A 24,354-nucleotide genomic window follows, 5' to 3' on the forward strand; every position below is an offset into this window, starting at 1 on the left:
AAATATATATAAATAAAGAAGTTTATTAGATAAATAATTTATTAAGGAGTGAAAAGATGGAAAGAAGTACAATAGAAAATAAATTTAAATGGACAATAGATGAAATGTACCCAGATGAATCATCTATAGAAAAGGACATAAAAAAGGTAAAAGATTTAATTGAAGAAGTTAAGAAATACAAGGGAACTTTAGCTGATAGCGAAGAAAACTTATATAAAGCTTTAAACATATCAGAAGAAGCATCTAGAATACTTCAAAATTTATATGTGTATACTCATATGAAAAGTCATGAAGATACTAGAATAAATAAGAATCAAGGAAATGCAACTAAAACAGATATGTTATCTACAGAATTATCAATGGCAACTTCATATATGGTGCCAGAAATAATTGCTATGGATAATGAAAAATTAGAAAATTACTTAAAAAGTGAAAAGTTATCTAATTATAAAAAACATGTAGATGAAATTTTAAGATTAAAACCACATACTTTAAATGAAAGAGAAGAAGAATTATTAGCTGCAGTATCTGATTTATCAGGTGTACCAGAAAATATATATGATATGTTATCTTTTGCTGATCTACAATTTCCAGAAATAGAAGATGAAAAAGGCGAAAAAGTCAAAGTAACGCACTCAAACTTTAGCTTATTCCTAAAAAGCAAAGACCAACGAGTAAGAAAAGATGCATTTGAAGCAATGTATTCTATTTATGGTCAATTTAAGAATACTTTTGCATCGACTTTATATGGTGGTATAAAAAGCGAAATATTCTATGCTAAAACAAGAAAGTATGAATCTGCGCTACAAGGTTCATTATTCCAAGACGATGTTAGTGTGGAAGTTTACGACAACTTAATTGCAGCTGTTCACGAGAATTTAGACTCTCTAAATAAATACATGGATCTTAAAAAGACATTTTTAGGACTAGACAAAATAAATATGTATGATTTATATGTGCCATTAACTGAAAACTTTGATATGGAAATACCTTATGAAAAGGCACAAGAAATTATATTAGAAGCCTTAAAACCTTTAGGTGAAGAGTATTTAGAAAATGTAAAAAAAGCATTTGCTGAAGGTTGGATAGATGTATACGATAATGAAGGAAAACAAGGTGGAGCTTATTCTTGGGGTAGCTACGATTCTAAATCATATATATTACTTAGCTACAAAGATGACTTAAACTCATTATTTACTTTAATACATGAAATGGGCCACTCAATGCATAGTTATTATTCAAAAAATAATCAACCATATTTGTATTCGGGATATAAAATCTTTGTGGCGGAAGTTGCATCTACATTAAATGAGCTATTATTAATAAATTACTTATTAAAAAATGCCAGTTCAAAAGAAGAAAGAGTGTATTTATTAAATTATTACTTAGAGCAATTTAGAACTACTGTGTATAGACAAACAATGTTTGCTGAGTTTGAAAAAATATGTCATGAAAAAGTTGAGGGTGGAGAGCCTTTAACAGCAGAAGAATTCACAAATATTTATTATGACTTAAATAAACAATACTATGGTGAATCTTGCGAAGTAAATGAAGATATAGGGCTAGAATGGGCAAGAATACCTCATTTCTATAGCAATTTTTATGTATATAAATATGCTACAGGATTCTCAGCAGCATCTGCTTTAAGTAAACAAATACTTGAAGAAGGTGAAAGTGCAGTAGCAAGATACAAAGAATTCTTAAAGAGTGGTGGTTCAGATTTCCCATTAAACCAACTAAGAAAAGCTGGTGTGGATATGGAGAAAAAAGAGTCTGTTGATAAAGCTTTACATGTGTTTAAAGATTTAGTAGACGATCTAGAAAAAGAATTATAATGTTAATAAACAAAGGAGCTATTTTTATATAATGTATGTATAAATAGCTCCTTTGTTTATGGAAAAAATATACATTGTAGTCATATAAGGAAATCGAATTTTATTGTAGAATATTAAATTGTGTAAAGTTAATATGGATTTAACAAACTTTACACCCCTTTAATGTATACTTAATACTCTCTTAACACTTGTTCTGTATTATTAAGTTGTAAGATAAATCAAATCGAGAGAACAAAAAATAATAAAATAAAAGATTTTGGTATTTGGAAGGAGATTATTAAGATGTTTAAAAAGAAAATAATTGCATTATTATGTGGGGCAGTAATGGTAAGTGGACTTGCAGTAGGGTGTGGTTCAGGAGGTTCTTCAGAGGGGGACACTGCTAAAATAACTATATCAGGATCTACTTCAGTAGGACCAACAATGGAGGTTCTAGCAGAAGCATATCAAAAGAATAACGATGTTAAAATAGAAGTACAACAACCTGGTTCATCAGCAGGGATAAAAAATACAATAGATGGAACTTCTGATTTAGGGATGTCTTCAAGGGATTTAAAAGATGAAGAAACTGCAGATGTAGAAGGAACTCAAATAGCTATTGACGGTATAGCAGTTGTAACAAACACAGCAAATAAAGTGAAAGACTTAACAATCGATCAAGTTAAAGATATATTTACAGGAAAAATAACTAACTGGAAAGAAGTTGGTGGAGAAGATGCTTCAATAGTAGTAATATCAAGAGAAGAAGGTTCTGGAACTAGAGATGGATTCCAAGATATATTAGGATTTGAATCTGAAGAATTAACTAAAGATGCTACAATAAGTGATGGTTCTGGAAATGTAAAATCAACAGTAGAAGGAAATGAAAATGCTATAGCATACATATCATTTGGATATTTAGATGATACTTTGAATGATTTAAAAATAGATGGTGTAGAGGCTAATGATGATAATGTTGTTGCTGGAAAATACCCAATATCAAGACCTTTCTTAGTAATAAACAAAAAAGATGCTATGACTGATAATGCAAAAGCATTCGTTGATTTCATAATGAGTGAAGAAGGACAAAATATAATAGCTGAAGAAGGATTCATAAAAGCTCCTACTAAATAAGCAAGATTCTATAATTGATTATTATATTTAAATAAACCTTAAGTTACAAAAAAGCCTAGTTGAAATCAGCTAGGCTTTTTACATTTAATGAATAAATATGTTTAATTGTATAAAAAGTATTTACAAAAAAAGTAGATGTGGTACAATAAGATAAAAATAAATGACTCGTATATTTGACGGTAATATGGTCCGTAAGTTTCTACCTGCTAACCTTAAATTAGTAGACTACGAGGTATAGTTTAAAGAATATATAAGTATAAACTAGCTAAGATTGATTTATATTTATTTTGGATAAACACCTCGATATTTGTATCGAGGTGTTTTTTAATTCCTAAAAACTATTAGAAACTGAGTCATACACACAAAAATAAAACTATGGGAGAGAGTGTTATGAATTCATCAAACATAAAACAATTAAACAATTTAAAGTATGGGGTTGAAGATAATCCTGCCTTGGCTACAAAGATCCTTTTAGGATTTCAGCATATATTTGCAGCTTTTGGAGGAATTATAGTCGTTCCCTTAGTAATATCCAGTTCATTAGGATTTGATCCAGCTACATCCATGGCAGTAATTAGTGCTTCAATATTAGCTGCAGGTATAGCTACAATAATTCAAGCAAGAGGAGTAGGAAGAGTAGGATCAAAAGTTGCATGTATCATGGGTACAGATTTTACATTTGTATCACCGTCCATATCAGTAGGTTCTGTATTGGGATTACCAGGAATAATTGGAGCAACAATTTTAGGTGCATTTTTTGAAATTATTTTAAGTTATTTTATAAAGCCTTTAATGAAGTTATTCCCACCAATAGTAACTGGTACAGTAGTTTGTTTAATAGGTCTTACTTTGCTGCCTGTATCAATGGATTGGGCTGCTGGAGGAGTAGGAGCGGCTGATTATGGTAGCTTAACAAATGTATCAATAGCAATGCTTGTTATGATGATTACTTTGCTTTTAAACAGATATGGAAAAGGAATTCTAAGTAGTGCATCGATACTTATAGGGATGGTTGTAGGATACATAATTTGTATACCACTTGGAAAAGTTGATTTTTCAGCAGTTACACAAGCAAACTTTATAGCTATACCACAAATATTCCAATACGGTGTAGTTTTTGATTTAAAAGCTTTGATTGCATTTTTACCAGCATATTTTGTTACAACAATAGAAACAGTAGGATGCTTAAAAGCAATAGGTGAAGTATCTGATGTTGACATGGATGATAAAAGAGTTGGGTCAGGAGTATTGGCTGATGGTGTGGGGAGTATCGTTGGTGGAGTTGTTGGATCATTCCCAAATACATCCTTCAGTCAAAATGTAGGTCTAATACCATTAACAAAAGTGGCAAGTAAGCATGTGGCAATAATGGCAGGTATACTATTAGTTATACTTGGTTTATTCCCTCAATTTGCAGCGTTAATAAATGGAATACCACAACCAGTTCTTGGGGGGGTTGGGATAGTAATGTTTGGAACTGTTGCAGCAGCAGGAATAAAAACATTAAGTAAAGTAGAAATAAATGATAGAAATTTATTAATAATAGCAACATCTATAGGGCTGGGTCTTGGAGTTACTTTTAGACCAGACTTTATATCACAATTACCAGAAGGATTACAAATGGTGTTTTCTTCAGGAATATCAACTGGTACAATAGTTGCTTTAGTTTTAAATATAATACTTAGAGAAGATAAACAAGAAAAAAATATAAATAAAGAATTAGATAGTGAGGCAATGTAAAATGAGAGAGTTAAAAGAGAGAATACTAAAAGATGGAAGAGCATTAAGTGAAACAGTATTAAAGGTAGATTCATTTTTAAATCATCAAGTGGATGCAAAATTAATGTATAATATGGGAACTTATTTCAAAGAATACTTTAAAAATCATGGAATAACTAGAATACTTACAATAGAAAGTTCAGGAATAGCTCCAACTGCTATGACTGCTCTTCAAATGGAGCTGCCAATGGTAACACTTAAAAAACAACAATCAAAAATATTAAATGGGGAAGTTTATCAAACAACAGTACACTCATTTACAAAAGTTATGGATTATGAATTAACTTTATCAAAAAAATATATAAATGCTGATGATAAAGTTCTTATAATAGATGACTTTCTTGCTAATGGGGAGGCGGCTTTAGGAGCTGCTAGATTAGTAGAAGAAGCTGGAGCAACTGTTGCTGGAATAGGAATTGTTATAGAAAAATCTTTCCAAGTTGGAAGAGGAAAGTTAGAAGAAAAGGGATATGATGTTTACTCTTTAGCTAGAATAGGTAAGCTTGGAGAAAATTTAATAGAGTTTTTAGATTAGAATTAAGTAAGAATCACACCTTAATTTTATCAGAAGTAAATTTTGATAATTAATAGGTGTGATTTTTATTTGCAATTAAAAATCATGAAATAGATTTTAATAAGAGTAGATAAAATTGATATTATAATCAAAATATCTAAAATTATTGAAATCATTGCATTAAGTATACTAACATATAAATATGACGTCAAATTAAAATATATTATATATTTGTTAATGAGAGGTAGTAAGATATGAAATTAAAAATAATAATAATTCTTATTTTACTTAATATTTTAATCCCTATAAAATCATATGCAGAAATATTAAGTGATTCAAAATTTGAAAGTATATCTATTGATGAAGGGCTTTCAAATGAATATGTAACATCCATATTTCAAGATAGTAAGGGATATATGTGGATAGGAACAAAGGATGGTCTGAATAGATATGATGGTGAAAATATAAAAATATATAATTGTAAAACTGAAGATAAAAATACTTTAAGTTCAACTTATATAACTGATGTAGAAGAAGACTCCGATGGGAACCTATGGATAGCTACTGATTATGGATTAGACTTTTTAGTCGCAGATACAGATAGTATTGTTAGAATGAAGGATTTGGAAAATGATAAATATAATTTAGGTAGCTTAAAAATCACCTCTTTATTGAAAAGTAATTATGATGAAAATATTATGTGGGTAGGTACAGAAGATGGTTTGATTAGAATAGATATTGCAAGTGAAAAAGCTGAAGCTTTTTATCATGATAAGAATGACTCAAACTCATTAACCAATTCGTCTATAACAGACTTAGAGGAGGGTGAAAATGGAACATTATGGGTTGGTACAAAACATGGAATAAATGTAATATATAAGAATTTTAAAGTAAATAGAAATAAAAATGAACTATATACAAATGATCTATTTATTTATCGTATATCAAGAGATAATTCAGGTAATGTGTGGATATCAACTAAAGAAGGTATTATTGTATATAATAAAAAAGAATATGAAAAGGGTTTTGTATGGATAATTGATGACGTTATTAAAGAATATGATATAAATAAGAAAAAAATATCTAATGTTTATGATACTGGATATAGCGAAATAGAGCTTAATAATAATTTTATATTTAATGATAGCAAAAATAACGCGTGGCTATCTAGCAGTTCTGGAGTAGTAAAAATCCAAGCAGACGAATATAAGATTGAAAAAATCAAGAAGAATTCAAATTTAAAAAACTCTATTTCTAGCAATGTTATAACATGTTTTTATGAAGATTCTAATGAAACAATGTGGATTGGAACTGATAAAGGAGCTAATATATTAAATGATGATATTCCACTTAACTATGTTAACAAAGAACAAGGTAAAGATATAGTATCTATAGTGCAACAGAATAATTATATATGGGTAGCTACTAAGTTTAATGGAATATATATATATGATTCAGAAAATGGAAATTTAGTAAAAAGAATGTATGAAGAGAGTGACTTTAATTTAAGTAATAGATATATAAAAAGTTTGTATAATATACATGATAAATATATTGTTATCGTAACGAATAAGGAAATAAAGTATATTGATACAGAGGAAAATACTTATGAAGAAGTACTAGTTGAAGATGGTTATAATGGAGAATTAAATTATTTATATGAAAATGGAAAATATATATGGGTAGCAACTGCAAAAGATTTTTATTGCACTGAAATAGATGATGGAAAGCGTGTATATTATAGTGAATATATGAAGGAACTTGGAATAAACCCAGGGCGTATAAAATATATATTACAGGACTATAAAGATGAAAATATTATTTGGTTAGGTGGAATTGATGTTGGATTAATAAAGTTTCATAAGGATAAGGGAGTTATAGAAAGATATACTAATGATCCTTCAAATAAGAATTCTTTAATTAATAATTATATAAATTGCATGATATTTGATAATAAAGGTAATTTATGGATAGGTAGTAATATAGGTCTTAGCAAATTTGATATAAAAGCTAATAGATTTACATCCTATACTACAGCTGAAGGTCTAACAAATAACTTTATAAATTCAATTCTTATTAGTGATAATGGTAATATTTGGATAAGCACTAATAAAGGTTTGAATAAGTTTGATGTGAAAAAGCAAGATTTTATTAATTTTACCCAAAAGGATGGTTTATATGGGTTTCAATTTAACTTAAACTCAAGCTTGAAACTTGAAAATGGAAATATGATATTTGGTAGCACAGATGGTTATACATACTTTGATCCAGATGATATAAAAAATTATAAAAAGATTGATAATGAAGTAGTAATTGGTGATATTTTTATCGGAGAAGATAAAGTTTTTTATGACGGAAATGAATTGATTTTAGGATATAAGGATAAAGATTTATCTATTAATTACTTCTTACCTAATTATGAGAATATAAATCATATAACTTATGAATATATGCTTGAAGGGATTGACTCAGACTGGCAATATGCTGATTCTCGCAGCCGTATAGACTTTAAATCATTAGAATCAGGAAAGTATACTTTAAAGATAAGAGCCAGAGGTGCCCATGGTGAATTAACTAAAGGAATAAGTATGAATATAAGGGTAAAAAATCCCATATGGAAAACACCTTTAGCTTATTTAATTTATATATTTATGACATTAGCATTATTCATTTACATATTTAATTACGTTAAGATATTACAGCATTTAGTAGATCAAAAAACAATGAAATTAAATAAGCAATTAGAAGAAAATAAAAAGCTAAGCAAGGAAATAATAGAGCATGAAAAATTTAAAAATAACTACTTTGTAAACTTATCTCATGAACTTAGAACTCCAATAAATATTATAGTATCAACAATACAGTTAATAAATTCTTTTGGTAGTAATCTTACATATGAAAAGATAAATCAGTATATGAATATCATAAGTAAAAATTGTGATAATTTATTAAAAATAATAAATGATATTATAGATAGTTCAAAGATAGAGACAGGAAAATATAAAATCCATAAAAAAAATAATGATATAGTATATATTGTGGAAGAAGCTGCACTTAATATGAGTAAATTTATTGAGGAAAACGGTTTAATCCTTATAATTGATCCAGATATAGAAGAAAAAACAATATCTTGTGATGAAACTGAAATACAAAGATGTATAGTTAACTTGTTAGCGAATGCAATTAAATTTACAGGAGAAGGTGGAGAAATTAGAGTATATATTAAAGAAGTTGAAAATAATATTGAGATAACTGTAGAAGATACAGGGATAGGAATATCGAAAGAGGATCAGGAGTTTATATTTAAACGATTCTCTCAAGTTGAGGGTACTGGACCTATAAATGTAAGTAGTAGTGGTATAGGCCTTACTCTTGTTAAGTATATAGCAGAACTTCACGGTGGAGATATTAGACTTGAAAGTGAACTTAATAAGGGTAGTAAGTTTACAATAATACTTCCTGATATATTAGAAAATATAGAGGCTAATAAAAATATATAACCTAGTTAGATATAGAGCTATGGTACAATGAATTAAAAAAGTTGTACTATAGCTCATTTTTATTGTTTTATTAATGAAAAATTTGATAAAGAGGATGATAGAGTTAAATTAAATTTATATAAATTATAATTAAAACAAAACTACAAATAAGCAATGTGAAAGAGAGAATAATAATATGAAATTTTATGATTTTTCGGCACTAAGAATTAATGGACAAGAAGTAAGTATGGATCAATACAAAGGAAAAGTAGTTTTAGTAGTAAATACTGCAAGCAAATGTGGATTAACGCCTCAATTTAAAGATTTAGAAGAAATATATCAAGAATATAGAGATATGGGACTTGAAATATTAGGTTTTCCTTGTAATCAGTTTGCCAACCAGGATTCTGGGAGCAATGAGGATATACATGAATTTTGCCAATTGAACTATGGTGTAACATTTACTATGTTCCAAAAAATATATGTAAACGGTGAGAATGAACATCCGCTTTATAAATATTTAAAAAATGAAACAAAAGGTATACTTGGAAAGCAAATAAAATGGAATTTTACTAAATTCTTAATTGATAGTGAAGGAAAAATGATTAAAAGATATGCACCTACTGTATTACCATCAAAAATAAAGAATGATATAGAAAAAATATTAAAATAAATAATGAATAAAAATCACTAGTATTCTAATGAATGCTAGTGATTTTTTAATTGATTTCTATTATTTGAAGTACCAATGAGAAAATATGTTGTTTATATAAGAAAATTGAAAAATTAACCATAGATAAAAATTGTTTGCAAATTCTTAACAAATCACTCGACAAAAAATGATGTGTTCCTACAAAATAATAAAATATTATATATTTTACATATACTTAACTTAAATCTAATATAATTTTAACTTTCGACTTGTATCATTGAATTGTAGGAATACAAAGAACAATAAAAATAAATAAATTAATAAGGGGGAAATGTTTTGATTAATCAACATATAACAGGAAAAAATCAAATCGTCGCCAAAAATAAAAATAAAAACAACAATAGAAAATATTTAATAGAGAATATATCAAAAAACGTATTTATGATAAGTGCATGGATATCAGTAATAAGTTTATTACTGATTATAGGATTCGTATTTTATAAAGGTTTAACACCATTCCTATTTAAAGGTTATTCATTTGTAGATTTTTTAACGGGAACAGATTGGTTACCTAATTCAAATAAATTTGGTGTGGCACCGATGATAGTAGCTTCCACAGCAGCTACAATAGGTTCTTTAATAATAGGAGTTCCAATAGGAATATTTACAGCAGTATTTTTAGCTGAAATTGCACCAAAACCTGTGCAAAAAATTGTATCACCAGCAGTAGAATTACTTGCCGGAATACCTTCTGTATTATATGGATTATTTGGATTAGCATTTATAGTACCAAATATTCAAAAACTATTAAACTTGCCAAAAGGTCAAAGTTTATTAGCTGTAATATTAGTTTTATCAATAATGATGTTACCGACGATAATATCAGTTTCACAAACAGCAATAAAAGCAGTGCCTAAAGCTTATAAAGAAGGATCGCTAGCTCTTGGAGCATCAAAAATAGAAACTATTTTTAAGGTTGTTTTACCAGCAGCAAAATCAGGAATATTAGCAGCAGTAGTACTAGGGATAGGTAGAGCGATAGGAGAAACAATGGCAGTTATATTGGTTGCAGGAAACTCACCTGTTATACCAACTTCTATTGTAGATAGTGTAAGACCTTTAACTACGAACATAGCGCTTGAGATGGGATATGCATATGGAACTCATCAAGAAATGCTATTTGCTACTGGAGTTGTATTATTCATGTTTATATTAATACTTAACTTAGTATTAAGAAAACTTACTAGTAAGGGAGAGCAGTAAGATGAGAAAATTTAAAGATAATTTTTTAAGCTTTCTATTATATCTATCATCTTTCGTAACAGTTGGATTATTAGTGTTAATAGTAGGGTTTATATTTGTTAATGGAATCAAAGGAATTAATTTAAGTTATATATTTAGTGATTACTCAGCATCAGGAGATGGTGGAATTTTACCAATGATAGTAAGTACTGTGTATATGGTACTAGTTTCTATCGTAATAGCAACACCAATAGGAATCTTATCAGCTATATATCTTCATGAATATGCGAAAAAAGGTAAAGTAGTTGAGATAATAAGATTTGCAACAGAATGTTTAGCAGGGATACCATCAATAATTTATGGTTTGTTTGGAGGAATATTCTTTGTTGTAACATTAAAAATGCAATATTCAATAATAGCAGGGGCTTTGACAGTAGCTATAATAATACTTCCTGTAATTATAAGAACAACAGAAGAAGCATTAAAAACTGTGCCAAATGAATTTAGAGAAGGATCTTTGGCCATGGGAGCTACACAGTTCCAAACTTTATATAAGGTTATATTACCAAGTGCGCTTCCAGGGATATTATCAGGAGTTATATTATCAATAGGACGTGTAATTGGTGAATCAGCAGCTATATTATTAACAGCAGGAACAGTTGCTAGTATGCCAACAAGTATATTTGACAGTGCGAGAACATTGACTGTTCATTCATATCTTTTAACAAAGGAAATGGGTGATATAAGCGGAGCAGCTAGTGTAGGTATAGTATTAATTGTAATAGTCTTAATTTTAAATACGAGTACAAAGCTAATTGCTAAAAAATTAAGTAAGGGTAATGTATAGTTGTTATGATATAAAAGGAGATAATAATATGAGTATGAATAATTCAAATAAATTAAGTGTTAGAGATTTAGATTTATTTTATGGAGAAAAGCAGGCTTTAATTAAAATTAATATGGATATTAAATCAAATAAAGTAACAGCATTAATAGGTCCATCTGGATGTGGAAAATCAACTTTTTTAAGAACTTTAAACAGAATGAATGATTTGATAGATGATGTGAAGATAAAAGGAATTGTAAAAGTTGACGGAGAAGATATTTATAAAAATAATGATGTAATAAAATTAAGAACAAAAATAGGAATGGTATTTCAAAAACCAAACTTATTTCCAATGAGTATTTATGATAACGTAGCCTATGGACCTAGAGTGCATGGAATAAAAGATAAAAAAAGCTTAGACAAAATAGTAGAAGAAAGTTTAAAAGGAGCAGCTATCTGGGATGAAGTAAAAGATAGGTTAAAATCTCCAGCCCTTGGTTTATCTGGTGGACAGCAACAAAGAGTATGTATAGCTAGAACTATAGCTATGAAGCCAGATGTAATCTTAATGGATGAACCAACTTCAGCTCTTGACCCTATATCTACAGCAAAAGTTGAAGACTTAATCTTTGAATTAAAAAAAGATTATACCATTGTAATAGTTACTCATAATATGCAACAAGCAGCACGTATATCAGATGAAACAGGTTTCTTTTTAAATGGTGAATTAATAGAGTATAATAATACTAAAGAAATATTCACTGTACCATCTGATAAGAGAACAGAGGATTATATTACAGGAAGATTTGGTTAAGATTAATTATTTAAGAAAGAGGGGCAAATAATGGTTATTACTAATTTAGATGTAAGTATACAATCTCTTAAAGAATATACTTTAAGAATGATTGAAAAGTGTCAGGAGTCTGTGGATTTATCAGTAGAATACATGATAAAAAAAGACATGAAAAATACAAAAAAAGTAATTAGAGAAGATGATGATATTGATATATTAAGGGAGTATATAAGAGATAGAAGTATAGAACTTATGGCATTAAAGCAACCTTTAGCTAGGGACTTAAGATATATTTATGCTCTTTGTGATATATCTACAGAATTAGAAAGAATAGGTGACTATGCAGCTAATATATGTAGAGAAAGTTTAGAAATTGGAGAAGAGGTATTTATAAAAGAGTTAATAGACATACCCATAATGAAAGAAATTTGCTGTGAAATGCTTAAAGATTTATGGGATGCATTAAGTGATGATAATGCAAATTTAGCTTATGAAATAGCACAAAAAGATAACGAAATAGATGAATTATATGAAAGAGTAAGACAAGATTGTTTACAAGTTATGCATAATAATCCAGATGAAAATATTAATCAAGGAATGAGATTAGTATTTATAGGAAGATATCTCGAAAGGATTGGAGATCATATAACTAATATATGTGAAAAAATTATCTATGCAAAAAATGGTGAGATGATAGAAATTGGATAGATTTTAAAAAATAAAACTGTTTAAAGCAGTTTTATTTTTTTTAAGCATATATTTATAGTAGCTAATTTTAATAAAAATGTATGAGGTGATTAAATGAGCAACTACTATGAATATTGTAGGGGTTTGGCTATAAATTATTATCCTAAAATTTATAATGATATTAATGTTGAAATAAAAAAGGTACTTAGAGAAACTTCACAAAGTATATTGCTACCTTTTCCAAGTAGAGATAATTTTGATGATTTAGTTGATAAAATTTACTTAGGTTATAAAGAACAAGTTTATAAAGATATGAATGAAGGTCAAATTTATTATATGCACTTTTGCAATGATGATTTGACTAGGACGATAAAAGATTTAATATCAATACTTCTTATTAATACGCTGTTAGATAATAGAAAATTGTTAAAAAACTATCCATGTTACTACTAAATATATTATACTAAGAAGGACAAATGACATTGGTGGAGGAACAAAATGCGGTTACGAAATATTATAGGCATGAGGACTATGAAGACAGGAATAGCAGTAATGTTGTGCTGTATATTAACTAGATTTGCTGTGGACAATATGTTCTACTGTGCTACAGCTTGTGTAGTGACTATGCAAGATACAATAAAGACATCTTTTAAAATGGGGTCACAAAGAGTATTGGGGACATTAATAGGGGGAATAGTAGGATTTTTACTTGTATTAATATCCCCAGCAAACCCGATTTTATGTGGAATAGGAATTATGATAGTTATAAAATTCTGCGAAGTATTTAAGTTATCTTCTTTAGTAGTATCTAGTGTTACATTTTTCTCTTTATACTTGGGATATATTAATAGTGCGCCACTAGTATATTCTATCCAAAGGGTAATAGATACATCTGTAGGTGTTATTATGGGGCTTATTATTAATTATAGTGTGGCAAGACCAAATTATTATGACAATACTATGAATGAGTTTAAAAAGATAAAATTACAATGTAAGGAAAGTTTAAAAAATATAGCTATTGGTAAGAAAGATTTAAAAATTGATTATATTGAAAATAATATAAAAACATCAGAGGTATTCTATTCAAAGCTTATAGATGAATTAAACTATAGTAAGGGAAATTTTAATCTGGATATTATAGACAAATCTTTAGACTTATGTAGACAAATATATTTCCACATGAAGTCCATAGAATTATTAGAGAAAGAATTATTTTTGACTAAAGATAATTATAAAAAATTAAGGAAGCTTTATAAAAATGAAACAATTTTATTGAAAGTTAAAGAAAGTGATAGTCCTGTATTTAACTTTCACTTAAGTAAAGTGATAGAAAAAACAAAATTATTAGAAGAATTAATAGGTTTAGATAATTAATTTTAAGTCGTATAAAAGTATGACATAAAGGAAACAATGACTGTATAAAATATAATTTGAAGAAGTGATTATAAATGACAAGAAAAAGGAAAAACATAATAATAAAATCATTTATTTTTTTTATGTTAATTACAGCAAGTGTTTTATTAGTTAATAGTGATGTGGTTAATGGTGCAGAAAGTGAGAAAGTTGCATATATCACATTTGATGATGGGCCGTCTAAATATACTAGTCAAATAATTGATATATTAGATAAGAATGATGTCAAAGGAACATTCTTTATGGTAAATGACAATATGATAGTATTTAAAAATGTTGTTAGGAGAATGAATTCTGAAGGTCATGGAACTGGATTCCATGGAGTTACTCACGATATAAATGAATTATATAAAACAGAAGATTCAGCTATAGAAGAGTTTAGAACTTGTAAGAGAACATTCTATAAGATAACAGGCGAAACATCAAGGTTAGTAAGAATACCATTTGGTAGTAAACCATATATGCTAGAAAGTATCTATAAAAAATTTATTGATGAAGGCTTTTTAGTTTGGGATTGGACTATTGATACAGAGGACTGGAAATCATCACAAGACCAAATAGTAAGTAATATATTGTACTATGCAAGAGAAACTGATGAAATAGTAATATTGTTACACGAAAACCAAAGAACAGTAGATTGCTTAAACAATATTATAGCTATATTAAAAGAAAGAGGATATGACATAAGACCTATAACTGAAGATTTAAAGCCAAAGAACTTTTGGTAACCTTTTATAAGGTGTAGAATAATATATAATTAAATTGACAATAATCCTAAAAATTAGTTATAATAAATATTAATAATAATTTCATATAAAAACTGTGAAAAAGAGGAGTATGTAAATATACTAAAAGAGAGGAAAACTCATAGCTGGAAGGTTTTCTTAGTCAATATCTACAGAAGGTAGCTTTGGAGTTTCTAAGCTGAACTAATAGTAAGTTTAGACGGTGAGAATCGTTAAAATCTATTAAGAGCCATAGTATATAATCATATCTATTATGGAATTAAGGTGGTAACGCGAGCTTTTCGTCCTTATTTATAGGATGAAAGGCTCTTTTTATATTTAATTAAAATTATATTTTATCTGTTTTAGGATAAATTTTATAATCATAAATACCAATTAATTTGAAAAATAAGAAATAAACAATATAAGGAGGAAGAAACAATGGCAATAAAAAACTTATCGAAAACTTATGATCCAAAAGATTTTGAAAAAAGACTTTATGCTGAATGGTTAGAAAAAGGTTACTTTAAGTCAAGTCCAAATCCAGATAAAAAACCATTCTGCATAGTTTTACCCCCACCAAATATAACAGGACAATTACACATGGGACATGCTCTTGACCATACTTTACAAGATGTTCTTATAAGATGGAAACGTATGGATGGTTATGAAGCTCTATGGCAACCAGGAACAGACCATGCTTCTATAGCAACAGAAGTTAAGGTTGTTGAGAGAATAAAAGAGCAAGAAGGAAAAACTAAGTATGAAATAGGAAGAGAAGAATTCCTAAAAAGAGCTATGGACTGGAAAGAAGAGTTTGGTGGAATAATAGTAGAACAAATGAAACAATTAGGAAACTCTTGTGACTGGGATAGAGAAAGATTTACAATGGATAAAGGATGTAACGAAGCTGTTACTGACTTCTTTGTAAAACTTTATGAAAAAGGTCAAATATATAGAGGAAACAGAATAATAAACTGGTGTCCAGACTGTAAAACTACTTTATCTGATGCTGAAGTTGAGCATGAAGAGAAAGATGGAAACTTCTATCACATAAAATACTTCTTAAAAGATAGTGATGAATTTTTAGAAATAGCTACAACTAGACCAGAAACTATGCTTGGAGATACAGGTATAGCTGTTAACCCAGAAGATGAGAGATATGCTCACTTAGTAGGAAAAACTGCAATACTTCCATTAGTAGGAAGAGAACTTCCAATAGTTGCTGATGACTATGTAGATAAAGATTTCGGTTCAGGAGCAGTTAAAATGACTCCAGCTCACGACCCTAACGATTTTGGTGTTGGTCAAAGACATAACTTAGAAGAAATCAACGTTATGAACGAAGATGGAACTATGAATGAACTTGCTGGTAAATACCAAGGTATGGACAGATACGAATGTAGAAAACAATTAATGAAAGATTTAGAAGAAGCAGGATATGTTATAGCTATAAAAGACCATCCACATGCAGTTGGTACTTGCTACAGATGTCATACTGTAATAGAGCCAAGACTTTCTGAGCAATGGTTTGTTAAAATGGATGAATTAGCTAAACCTGCTATAGATATATTAAAATCAAAAGAATTAGAATTTGTACCAGAAAGATATGACAAAACATATTTACAATGGTTAGAAAATATAAGAGACTGGTGTATATCTAGACAGTTATGGTGGGGTCACCAAATACCTGCTTACTACTGTCAAGAATGTGGTGAAGTTATAGTAGCTAAAGAAAAACCAGAAGCATGTAAATGTGGATGCTCTGACTTAAAACAAGATGAAGACGTACTAGATACTTGGTTCTCATCTGCTTTATGGCCTTTCTCAACATTAGGATGGCCTCATAACACTGAAGAATTAGAATACTACTATCCAACTAATGTACTTGTTACTGGATACGATATAATATTCTTCTGGGTTGTAAGAATGGCATTTGCAGGAATGTTCTGTATGAACGAAAAACCATTTGACCACGTATTAATACATGGACTTGTTAGAGACTCTCAAGGTAGAAAAATGAGTAAGTCTTTAGGAAATGGTATAGATCCACTTGAAGTAATAGACCAATACGGAGCTGATGCTTTAAGATTCATGTTAGTAACAGGAAACTCTCCAGGAAATGATATGAGATTCTACATGGAAAGAGTTGAAGCAGCTAGAAACTTTGCTAATAAGTTATGGAATGCATCTAGATTCGTATTCATGAACATAGATGAAGAAATAATGAATGGAGTAACTAGAGAATCTGTAGAAGCTAACTTAACAATAGCAGATAAATGGATAATATCTAGAGCTAACAATGTTGTTAAAGAAGTTATAGACAACATGGACAAGTTTGACTTAGGTATAGCAGCACAAAAAATCTATGACTTTGCATGGACAGAGTACTGTGACTGGTATATAGAAATAGTTAAACCAAGATTATATGGAGATGATGTAGAAGCTAAGAAAGCTGCTCTATACACATTAACCTATGTTCTTGAAACTATATTAAAATTATTACACCCATATATGCCTTTCATAACAGAAGAAATATATACTTATCTTCCAACTGTAGAAGGAAGCATAGTTATAGCTAACTGGCCTCACTACAAAGAAGAAGATAACATGGCAAGTGAAGAAGAAATGATGGAACTTGCTATGGATGGCATAAGAAATATAAGAAATGCTAGAGCTGAAATGGATGTTCCACCATCTAAGAAAGCTAAAGTAATAATAGTTCCAACTGAAGAAAAAAAATCAGCAGTAGAATCTACTAAAGAGTACTTTGTAACTTTAGCATCAGCTTCAATGGTAGAAATAGCTGACAATGAAAATAACATACCAGAAGACGCTGTATCAGTTGTTATAAATGGAGCTAAAATATTTATACCACTTGATGAATTGGTTGACTTCGAAAAAGAAAAAGAAAGGCTAACTAAAGAAAAAGCTAAATTAGAAGGCGAAATAAAAAGAGTTAATGGAAAACTTTCTAACCAAGGTTTCTTAGCTAAAGCACCAGAAAGTTTAGTTAACGAAGAGAAAGCCAAAAAAGAGAAATTCGAAGAGATGATGAAATCAGTTCTTGAAAGACTTGAAAATATAGAATCAAAAATAAAATAATCTCTAGCGAGATTATGGCGCCAATGAATTAGCTTTGCTAGCGTTTCAGCTAACTCCTTTGCTTAAAATAATATAAAGAAGGTCATGTCTGTAAAATTTTTATAGACATGACCTTTTAAATTTATTTCAAATCATGTGATAAACCTCAAAATGTATTATAATAAACTATAGATACTTAAATTTTGAAAAAAATAAGGAAGAATTATATATAAACACTTAAATTTAGTCGAGGGGGAAAGAAAATGAATTACCAGGAGGCATTAGAGTTTATCGAACAATCACATAAGTTTGGAATGAGATTAGGCTTAGAAAACTCTTTTAAATTATTAGAACTATTAGGAAATCCACAGGACAAGCTTAAATTTGTGCATGTGGCTGGAACGAATGGAAAAGGTTCTGTATGTTCTTTTATCTCAAATACATTAAAAGAGCAAGGATATAAGGTGGGTCTTTATACATCTCCATATTTGGAAACTTTTACAGAAAGAATAAGACTTAATGGAAATAACATACCAGAGGAAGATGTTGCAAGAATAATTACTATAATGAAAGAAAAAATAGAGCAAATGGCATCAGATGGCTTTGCATATCCTACTGAGTTTGAAATAGAAACTGCCATGGCATTTTACTATTACTGGGAGCAACAAGCAGACTATGTAGTGCTTGAAGTTGGTTTAGGAGGAAGATATGATGCTACAAATGTAATCAAATCACCCCTAGCGAGTGTAATAGTTTCTCTTAGCTTAGATCATATAGGAATTCTAGGAGATACCTTAGGCAAAATAGCTTATGAAAAAGCAGGAATAATAAAAGAAGATAGTATTGCTGTTGTTTACAAACAAAAGCCAGAAGCAGAAGAAGTTATAAAAGATGTATGTAAAGAAAAAAATACTAAATATATAGAAGCTGATTTTGAACATTTAGTAATTAAAAAATCTGATGTAAACTCACAAGTATTTGATTGTAAAATATTAGATGAAAAATTTGAAAATATGGAAATAAGCCTAATAGGAGAGCATCAAGTAAATAATGCTGTGTTGGCTTTAACAGTAATAAAGGTATTAAGAGATGAGAGACAGGTGGAAATTAGTAATGAAGCTATGAGAAGAGCGTTCTTAAATACTAGATGGCCAGGTAGAATCGAAAAGATTAAGGATAATCCTATATTTATAATAGATGGAGCTCATAATGAAGATGGAGCTAGATCTTTATCTAAAGCCTTAGAAAAGCACTTTAAAGGAAAAAAAATGATCTTATTAATAGGAATGCTAAAAGATAAGGACATTGACAGTGTTCTTGAAATACTTATAGATAAGTTTGATAAAGTTATTACAACTACTCCAGATAGTGATAGAGCTATAAGCTGTAATGAATTAAAAGAAAAGATAGAAAAACACGTTAATGATGTAACTGCGATTCCTAAAATAGAAGATGCCGTGAAATATGCATTAAAAAATGCTAAAGAAGATGATGTAATAATTTCCGCTGGTTCTTTATATATGATAGGTCATGTTAGACAATTAGTTAAATAAAAATTAGGTTTAAAATATAAAAAAGGTGGTTTTTTACCACCTTTTTTACTGTTTTAACCAAGATATGCCTCAAACTTATTAAACTTTATAATGCTTCAATTATTGCTTTTGATAATTGATCTGGACATGAAGTATTCTTAGAACCACAAGTAGTTCCTTCTAACTTTTTAGCTACATCCTTAGCATCTTGACCAACTATCAATTTGCTTATACCTGATAAGTTTCCATTACATCCACCTTCAAAGTTAGCCTCTTGTATTATATTATTTTCATCAACTTCTAAAGTTATTTGACGGCAACAAACACCGCTAGTTTTAAATTCTATTTTCATATACTTACACTCCTTGTTAAAAAATATTCCAATGAATATGATAACAATAGAAATAATATAAAGCAACTATAATAGAATAATTATATATTTTATCTAATATATTATTATAGTATAGAAAACATAGAAGGGAGGATAATCTATGAAGCTGTATGTTTCAAACTATCTATCAAAAAGCATTAGCATAATAGACTATGAGACTCTAACTTTAGAGAAAGAAATTAAACTAGACGAAAATATATATCCACATCACTTTTGTATAGATAAAGACAATAATAAAATGTATTTGCCCAGTTCTAGTAATGGTATCTTGTATGTTTTAGACATGAATGAGGAAAAAATAATAGACTCTTCATCAATTGGAGGAAGTTTAACTCAAATAGCTATGTTTGAGGAAGAAGTGTTTATTGCCAATGAGGATTCGAATAGCATTTATTTTATGGATAAAAATACGTTAGACCCCATAGGTATGATTTGCGTGGATGACATGCCTCACGGTTTTTGCTTTGATTTACCTAGAAAAAAATTATATGTTCCTTGTATGGATTCAATTACATGTATTGATATTATTAATAAAGTTATAGAAAGTAAAATAGATATAGATTTTAAATCATGGCATGTACAATTAGATAAGTATAAGAGCGAGATTTACGTATCAACCTTAGATGGAAAAGTAGTGATTATTGATGAAGATACTTTGATGACAAAAAAAGTTTTTGATGAATTTTTACTTCCAGTACAGATATCTTTCAATTATAAGGATAAAAGGGTATATGTAGCAGATTTGGGATATAAAAATATAAAAATATTAGATTATAGTTTAGGAAAGTATATTGGCAATATAGATATAGATGGTATACCTCAGGGATTAGAAATCTCCCCAAATGAAGAAAGATTGTTCATATCAGATACTCAGAAAAACTCAGTAAAAGTATATGATACTTCTACAAATCAATTAATCAAGGAAATAAAAGTAGGAAAAGAGCCTACAACAATTATTTGTATGTAGGCCCTAGTGTATATCTCGGATCAATAAATTAATAACCTCTGCATACATATTAGAAGCATTGTTATTCCAATTATTGCATATTTGTTTTGCTTGTTTTTCTGATGAAACATTTAAATTTAAATCTATTAAGTTACTTTGGTTTTCAATAACTCTCAAATTAACAATAAACTCATTTTCACTTTGTTTTACAAAACTAGATTTAACCTGAGTATCAGCTAATAAACTTTCTTTATTATTTTTTATGTATTCGTCAATTTTGACTGCATAAGATTCTGGTATTCTATTTAAAAAGTACTCTAATGTTTCAAGGCCTTTTTGTGTTAGACAATAGTACTCTCTGCCAGAGTCTTTGTATGGCTTTATAAACTTAGAATCCATAAGTTGTGATAATATTTGTTGGAATGAAAAGTAATTCATCATTTCTGTTTCTAAAACAACTTGTGTCATCTGTGAGTTAGTTAAATCCATGTTTATTTTGTCCAAAATGTATAAAATTAAAAGTTTATGATATGCCAACTCTTCAGTTGAGTTTTCAAACATATTATTATCCTCCACTAAACTATTTATATTACTATATTAAACTAAATTATAAAAAAATAAAAGTGGTATTTAAAATAAAAAAATATATGATAAAGGCTACCTAATTAGGTAGCCTTATATTACTTGTTTTTTTATAAAAACTATTTACCTGCCATTTGCTTTTCAGCCATTTCAACTAACTTTTTAGTCATATATCCACCTACATAACCGTTTTGTCTTGCAGTTAAATTACCTTTGTCAATATTTTCGTAATTAGACATTCCTAATTCGCCAGCTATTTCTAATTTCATTTGATTTAATGCAGCTCTTGCCTCAGGTACGACTTGTCTGTTGTTAGAATTTGACATAGTAAAATTCCTCCTTGAGTTGAAATATATTTTTTTAACATCATTTGATGTTACTTATAATTTCTCCAAATACAAGATATATATTCTGAAAAATATATCCAAAAAAGTCGAATTTAGCAAAAAAATCGGAATTAGTATACATATTAATTTCACCAACTTGTATAAAAGAGTGACGAATTTTAGTAAATGCTTTTGTAATTTTTTTTTGTTTTTTTAAATAAATATATTGTAGGAGTATTTTATATAGGAGGTAAAAAATGAACTCAGCATATAAAAGAACAAAGGCTTTTGTTTTAAGTATAGTATTGTTCTTCGGAGCCTTATTTATTATAGGTTGTTTTGTATTAGGAATAAAAAATCTATGCTCTGCTTTTCAAGGATATGAAACACCTATAAATAGAGTTTACACAAAGGATAAAAAAGTTGCATTAACTTTTGATGTTGCTTGGGGAAGTGAGAATATTGAAGAAATACTAGACATATTAGACAAGCACAATGCAAAAGCTACATTTTTTTTAGTGGGTAGTTGGGTTGATGACAATGAAGAATTAGTTAAGGAAATACATAATAGAGGGCATGAAATTGGAAATCATTCAAACACACATAGTTCTTTTCCAGACATATCAAACAAACAAAAAATAGAAGAAATAATATCAACAGGTAACAAGATAGAAGATCTAACAGGCGAAAAAACTAATTTATTCAGACCACCTTTTGGAAAAGTAGATAAAGAAACCATGAATACCTGTAAATCTTTAGGATATTACACAATAAAATGGGATGTGGATTCTGGCGATTGGAAAAATATTGGTCCAGTGCATGTAGTAGATAGAGTAAGTAAAAATACTTCTTATGGTTCAATCATATTATTTCATGCAAATGTTAGGGATGTTAGTACATATTTAGAAGATGCTTTAACTAATTTAGAAAAGAAAGATTACTCAATGGTCACAGTTTCTAATCTAATTTACAAAAATAATTACAAAATTAACTCTTTTGGAGAGCAAAGTTTTCAGGAAGATGATTAAATGTAATAAAAAGTAAATACTATAAATATATTTATTGTAGAAGAAAAGATAAAGTTATAATTAACCATTTTGGGGGGATAAATAATATGATAATTGTTAAGGACGATACAAATGTTGTAAATTTAAAAGGTGAACTAGAAGATGAATTAGAATTCAGCCATGAAATCTTTGGAGAAAAGTTTTACAGCACAAAAATAAAAATTAATAGGCTAAGTAATTCTTATGATGTTCTTCCAATGACTATCTCAGAACGATTATTACAAGAAATAGATGTTGAGAATGAGAAATTGGTAAGTGTTGTTGGCCAACTAAGATCTTATAATAAAAATGTTGATAATAAAAATAAACTTGTTTTGACAGTATTTGTTCGAGAAATGAAAGCTATATCAGAGATTGATACAAAGGATCCTAATAGTATATTCTTAGATGGATATATATGTAAATCACCTATATATAGAAAAACACCACTTGGAAGAGAAATAACAGACCTACTAGTTGCAATTAATCGACCTTATAACAAGTCGGACTATATTCCATCAATAGTATGGGGAAGGAATGCAAAATTTGCAAAAAATCTTAATGTAGGGGACAGAATTCAAATGTGGGGAAGAGTACAAAGTAGAGTCTATGATAAAAAGTTAGAAGGGGGTAATTCAATTAAAAGAACAGCCTATGAAGTATCTGTATCAAAGATAAAAAAAGTTGATTTGGAAGATGAGGAATAAATTATATAATAAATAATATTATAATGTATTGAATACTTAATTAGGATTTATTATAATCTAATAATGACTGGAATTATACGAAATGCTTTATAGGGAGGATAACGTGGAAAGTTTACTATATCATAAATACGAATCATGTTCGGGATTACTTGAATTCTCTGAAGAGGTTCTATCATTTTTAAATAATATAAAACATAATATTGGTAGTAGAGTTTTACTAGTTGGGGAAGTTGGAGAACTAGGTAAGAGAATTAGAGCCTTTGGTGTTCAGGTGACTATCTTAGAACATAATCGTAGAGAAGAGATTTGCTTTTCTCATGTAATGAATGAAAATTGTACAGTAGTAAGTGGTCAATTAGAATATATGCCTTTCAATGATAACTATTTTGATAAGATTATAGTATTAGATTATTTAAATCATACAGCGGATTGTGATAAATCTGTAAAGGAAATCAGCAGGGTACTTAAATGTAATGGAGAAGTAATAGTTGAAGATTTAAATTTAAAGGATATAAAGGTTAAATTAAAGTATTTTAAACATAGAATTTGTGGAGATAATATACACTATAATTATCCTAGTGAAATACAAAACATATTTAAAAAATTTAAATTTGAAGGAACCCTAAAAGAAATAGAAAATAAAAGATACATTTATATAGGAAAAAAAAAGTAAAAGAGTTAG

At 28.7% G+C, this 24,354-nt stretch carries 22 protein-coding genes, 1 riboswitch and 1 other annotated feature; of the genes, 19 read left to right on the plus strand and 3 right to left on the minus strand.

From position 1 onward, the window contains the following. The first annotated feature begins 56 nt into the window (after positions 1–56). The 15 genes from pepF to NSA58_RS03585 all read left to right on the plus strand — a co-directional run bounded on the left by pepF (position 57) and on the right by NSA58_RS03585 (position 19,695). Positions 57–1,835: an oligoendopeptidase F gene (gene pepF, locus NSA58_RS03515; protein WP_039678676.1), complete on the plus strand. Its 1,779-nt coding sequence runs from the start codon at positions 57–59 to the stop codon at positions 1,833–1,835. Positions 1,836–2,117: 282 nt separating this feature from the next. Next, a complete protein-coding gene (locus NSA58_RS03520) occupies positions 2,118–2,948 on the plus strand; it encodes a phosphate ABC transporter substrate-binding protein (RefSeq protein WP_039678675.1) in 831 nt (276 codons plus the stop codon). Between the two features lie 145 nt (positions 2,949–3,093). Beyond that, a riboswitch (purine riboswitch) is annotated at positions 3,094–3,196 on the plus strand. 142 nt (positions 3,197–3,338) lie between these two features. Further along, positions 3,339–4,688 carry a nucleobase:cation symporter-2 family protein gene (locus tag NSA58_RS03525; RefSeq protein ID WP_039678674.1) on the plus strand — a complete coding sequence of 450 codons (1,350 nt, stop codon included), beginning with the start codon at positions 3,339–3,341 and terminating at the stop codon, positions 4,686–4,688. A gap of 1 nt (position 4,689) precedes the next feature. Beyond that, on the plus strand, positions 4,690–5,262 hold the full coding sequence (locus tag NSA58_RS03530; protein WP_039678673.1) for a xanthine phosphoribosyltransferase: 573 nt from the start codon (positions 4,690–4,692) through the stop codon (positions 5,260–5,262). 233 nt (positions 5,263–5,495) lie between these two features. Then, complete coding sequence (locus NSA58_RS03535) at positions 5,496–8,741, plus strand: sensor histidine kinase (RefSeq protein ID WP_039678672.1); 3,246 nt, start codon at positions 5,496–5,498, stop codon at positions 8,739–8,741. Between the two features lie 175 nt (positions 8,742–8,916). Next, positions 8,917–9,393 (plus strand): glutathione peroxidase, encoded by a 477-nt coding sequence (locus tag NSA58_RS03540; protein WP_039678671.1) that lies wholly within the window; start codon positions 8,917–8,919, stop codon positions 9,391–9,393. 315 nt (positions 9,394–9,708) lie between these two features. Next, positions 9,709–10,635, plus strand: a complete 927-nt coding sequence (pstC, locus tag NSA58_RS03545; RefSeq protein WP_330376035.1) for a phosphate ABC transporter permease subunit PstC — start codon at positions 9,709–9,711, stop codon at positions 10,633–10,635. A gap of 1 nt (position 10,636) precedes the next feature. Beyond that, a complete protein-coding gene (gene pstA / locus NSA58_RS03550; protein ID WP_039678670.1) occupies positions 10,637–11,461 on the plus strand; it encodes a phosphate ABC transporter permease PstA in 825 nt (274 codons plus the stop codon). A gap of 28 nt (positions 11,462–11,489) precedes the next feature. Then, positions 11,490–12,254 (plus strand): phosphate ABC transporter ATP-binding protein PstB, encoded by a 765-nt coding sequence (gene pstB / locus NSA58_RS03555; protein WP_039678669.1) that lies wholly within the window; start codon positions 11,490–11,492, stop codon positions 12,252–12,254. Positions 12,255–12,284: 30 nt separating this feature from the next. Next, a complete protein-coding gene (gene phoU, locus NSA58_RS03560; RefSeq protein WP_039678668.1) occupies positions 12,285–12,941 on the plus strand; it encodes a phosphate signaling complex protein PhoU in 657 nt (218 codons plus the stop codon). A 93-nt stretch (positions 12,942–13,034) separates the two neighbouring features. Next, positions 13,035–13,373 (plus strand): hypothetical protein, encoded by a 339-nt coding sequence (locus NSA58_RS03565; RefSeq protein ID WP_039678667.1) that lies wholly within the window; start codon positions 13,035–13,037, stop codon positions 13,371–13,373. 45 nt (positions 13,374–13,418) lie between these two features. Next, complete coding sequence (locus NSA58_RS03570; RefSeq protein ID WP_039678666.1) at positions 13,419–14,294, plus strand: FUSC family protein; 876 nt, start codon at positions 13,419–13,421, stop codon at positions 14,292–14,294. Between the two features lie 74 nt (positions 14,295–14,368). Continuing rightward, entirely contained in the window at positions 14,369–15,061 is a 693-nt protein-coding gene (locus tag NSA58_RS03575) for a polysaccharide deacetylase family protein (protein WP_039678665.1), read from the plus strand. Between the two features lie 85 nt (positions 15,062–15,146). Continuing rightward, positions 15,147–15,371: a binding site (T-box leader), on the plus strand. 128 nt (positions 15,372–15,499) lie between these two features. Continuing rightward, on the plus strand, positions 15,500–18,163 hold the full coding sequence (locus tag NSA58_RS03580; RefSeq protein WP_139045087.1) for a valine--tRNA ligase: 2,664 nt from the start codon (positions 15,500–15,502) through the stop codon (positions 18,161–18,163). 242 nt (positions 18,164–18,405) lie between these two features. Then, entirely contained in the window at positions 18,406–19,695 is a 1,290-nt protein-coding gene (locus NSA58_RS03585) for a bifunctional folylpolyglutamate synthase/dihydrofolate synthase (RefSeq protein ID WP_039678664.1), read from the plus strand. A gap of 85 nt (positions 19,696–19,780) precedes the next feature. Here the strand turns inward: NSA58_RS03585 and NSA58_RS03590 are convergent, their stop codons facing one another. Then, positions 19,781–20,026 (minus strand): TIGR03905 family TSCPD domain-containing protein, encoded by a 246-nt coding sequence (locus NSA58_RS03590; RefSeq protein ID WP_039678663.1) that lies wholly within the window; start codon positions 20,024–20,026, stop codon positions 19,781–19,783. A 139-nt stretch (positions 20,027–20,165) separates the two neighbouring features. On the opposite strand from NSA58_RS03590, the gene NSA58_RS03595 reads away from it, so the two are divergent. Continuing rightward, the gene (locus NSA58_RS03595) at positions 20,166–21,032 is read left to right on the plus strand and encodes a YncE family protein (protein ID WP_039678662.1); all 867 of its coding nucleotides are present in this window, start codon (positions 20,166–20,168) and stop codon (positions 21,030–21,032) included. 3 nt (positions 21,033–21,035) lie between these two features. Here NSA58_RS03595 and NSA58_RS03600 read toward each other — a convergent pair whose 3' ends face one another. Beyond that, entirely contained in the window at positions 21,036–21,572 is a 537-nt protein-coding gene (locus NSA58_RS03600; RefSeq protein WP_039678661.1) for a DUF4364 family protein, read from the minus strand. A 140-nt stretch (positions 21,573–21,712) separates the two neighbouring features. Next, complete coding sequence (locus tag NSA58_RS03605; protein WP_039678660.1) at positions 21,713–21,919, minus strand: alpha/beta-type small acid-soluble spore protein; 207 nt, start codon at positions 21,917–21,919, stop codon at positions 21,713–21,715. A 257-nt stretch (positions 21,920–22,176) separates the two neighbouring features. On the opposite strand from NSA58_RS03605, the gene NSA58_RS03610 reads away from it, so the two are divergent. From NSA58_RS03610 to NSA58_RS20650, 3 genes are all read left to right on the plus strand, one after another. Continuing rightward, positions 22,177–22,947, plus strand: a complete 771-nt coding sequence (locus NSA58_RS03610; RefSeq protein WP_039678659.1) for a polysaccharide deacetylase family protein — start codon at positions 22,177–22,179, stop codon at positions 22,945–22,947. 86 nt (positions 22,948–23,033) lie between these two features. Further along, the gene (locus NSA58_RS03615) at positions 23,034–23,672 is read left to right on the plus strand and encodes a single-stranded DNA-binding protein (protein WP_052232871.1); all 639 of its coding nucleotides are present in this window, start codon (positions 23,034–23,036) and stop codon (positions 23,670–23,672) included. 103 nt (positions 23,673–23,775) lie between these two features. Then, positions 23,776–24,345, plus strand: coding sequence for a class I SAM-dependent methyltransferase (locus tag NSA58_RS20650; protein ID WP_039678657.1), 570 nt, complete (start codon positions 23,776–23,778; stop codon positions 24,343–24,345). The last annotated feature ends 9 nt before the right edge of the window (positions 24,346–24,354 follow it).

The sequence above is a fragment of the Terrisporobacter muris genome (assembly GCF_024621905.1).
Lineage (GTDB): Bacteria > Bacillota > Clostridia > Peptostreptococcales > Peptostreptococcaceae > Terrisporobacter > Terrisporobacter muris.

Bases quoted from the DNA above. Each gene is read 5' to 3' on its own strand.
- NSA58_RS03525 (WP_039678674.1), top strand. From the start codon at position 3,339: ATGAATTCATCAAACATAAAACAATTAAACAATTTAAAGTATGGGGTT.
- NSA58_RS03595 (WP_039678662.1), top strand. From the start codon at position 20,166: ATGAAGCTGTATGTTTCAAACTATCTATCAAAAAGCATTAGCATAATA.
- NSA58_RS03535 (WP_039678672.1), top strand. From the start codon at position 5,496: ATGAAATTAAAAATAATAATAATTCTTATTTTACTTAATATTTTAATC.
- NSA58_RS03520 (WP_039678675.1), top strand. From the start codon at position 2,118: ATGTTTAAAAAGAAAATAATTGCATTATTATGTGGGGCAGTAATGGTA.
- pstB (WP_039678669.1), top strand. From the start codon at position 11,490: ATGAGTATGAATAATTCAAATAAATTAAGTGTTAGAGATTTAGATTTA.
- NSA58_RS03600 (WP_039678661.1), bottom strand. From the start codon at position 21,572: ATGTTTGAAAACTCAACTGAAGAGTTGGCATATCATAAACTTTTAATT.
- NSA58_RS03570 (WP_039678666.1), top strand. From the start codon at position 13,419: ATGCGGTTACGAAATATTATAGGCATGAGGACTATGAAGACAGGAATA.
- NSA58_RS03610 (WP_039678659.1), top strand. From the start codon at position 22,177: ATGAACTCAGCATATAAAAGAACAAAGGCTTTTGTTTTAAGTATAGTA.
- NSA58_RS03580 (WP_139045087.1), top strand. From the start codon at position 15,500: ATGGCAATAAAAAACTTATCGAAAACTTATGATCCAAAAGATTTTGAA.
- NSA58_RS03575 (WP_039678665.1), top strand. From the start codon at position 14,369: ATGACAAGAAAAAGGAAAAACATAATAATAAAATCATTTATTTTTTTT.
- NSA58_RS03540 (WP_039678671.1), top strand. From the start codon at position 8,917: ATGAAATTTTATGATTTTTCGGCACTAAGAATTAATGGACAAGAAGTA.
- NSA58_RS03605 (WP_039678660.1), bottom strand. From the start codon at position 21,919: ATGTCAAATTCTAACAACAGACAAGTCGTACCTGAGGCAAGAGCTGCA.
- NSA58_RS03585 (WP_039678664.1), top strand. From the start codon at position 18,406: ATGAATTACCAGGAGGCATTAGAGTTTATCGAACAATCACATAAGTTT.
- phoU (WP_039678668.1), top strand. From the start codon at position 12,285: ATGGTTATTACTAATTTAGATGTAAGTATACAATCTCTTAAAGAATAT.
- NSA58_RS03590 (WP_039678663.1), bottom strand. From the start codon at position 20,026: ATGAAAATAGAATTTAAAACTAGCGGTGTTTGTTGCCGTCAAATAACT.
- NSA58_RS03565 (WP_039678667.1), top strand. From the start codon at position 13,035: ATGAGCAACTACTATGAATATTGTAGGGGTTTGGCTATAAATTATTAT.
- pstA (WP_039678670.1), top strand. From the start codon at position 10,637: ATGAGAAAATTTAAAGATAATTTTTTAAGCTTTCTATTATATCTATCA.
- NSA58_RS03530 (WP_039678673.1), top strand. From the start codon at position 4,690: ATGAGAGAGTTAAAAGAGAGAATACTAAAAGATGGAAGAGCATTAAGT.
- NSA58_RS03615 (WP_052232871.1), top strand. From the start codon at position 23,034: ATGATAATTGTTAAGGACGATACAAATGTTGTAAATTTAAAAGGTGAA.
- pepF (WP_039678676.1), top strand. From the start codon at position 57: ATGGAAAGAAGTACAATAGAAAATAAATTTAAATGGACAATAGATGAA.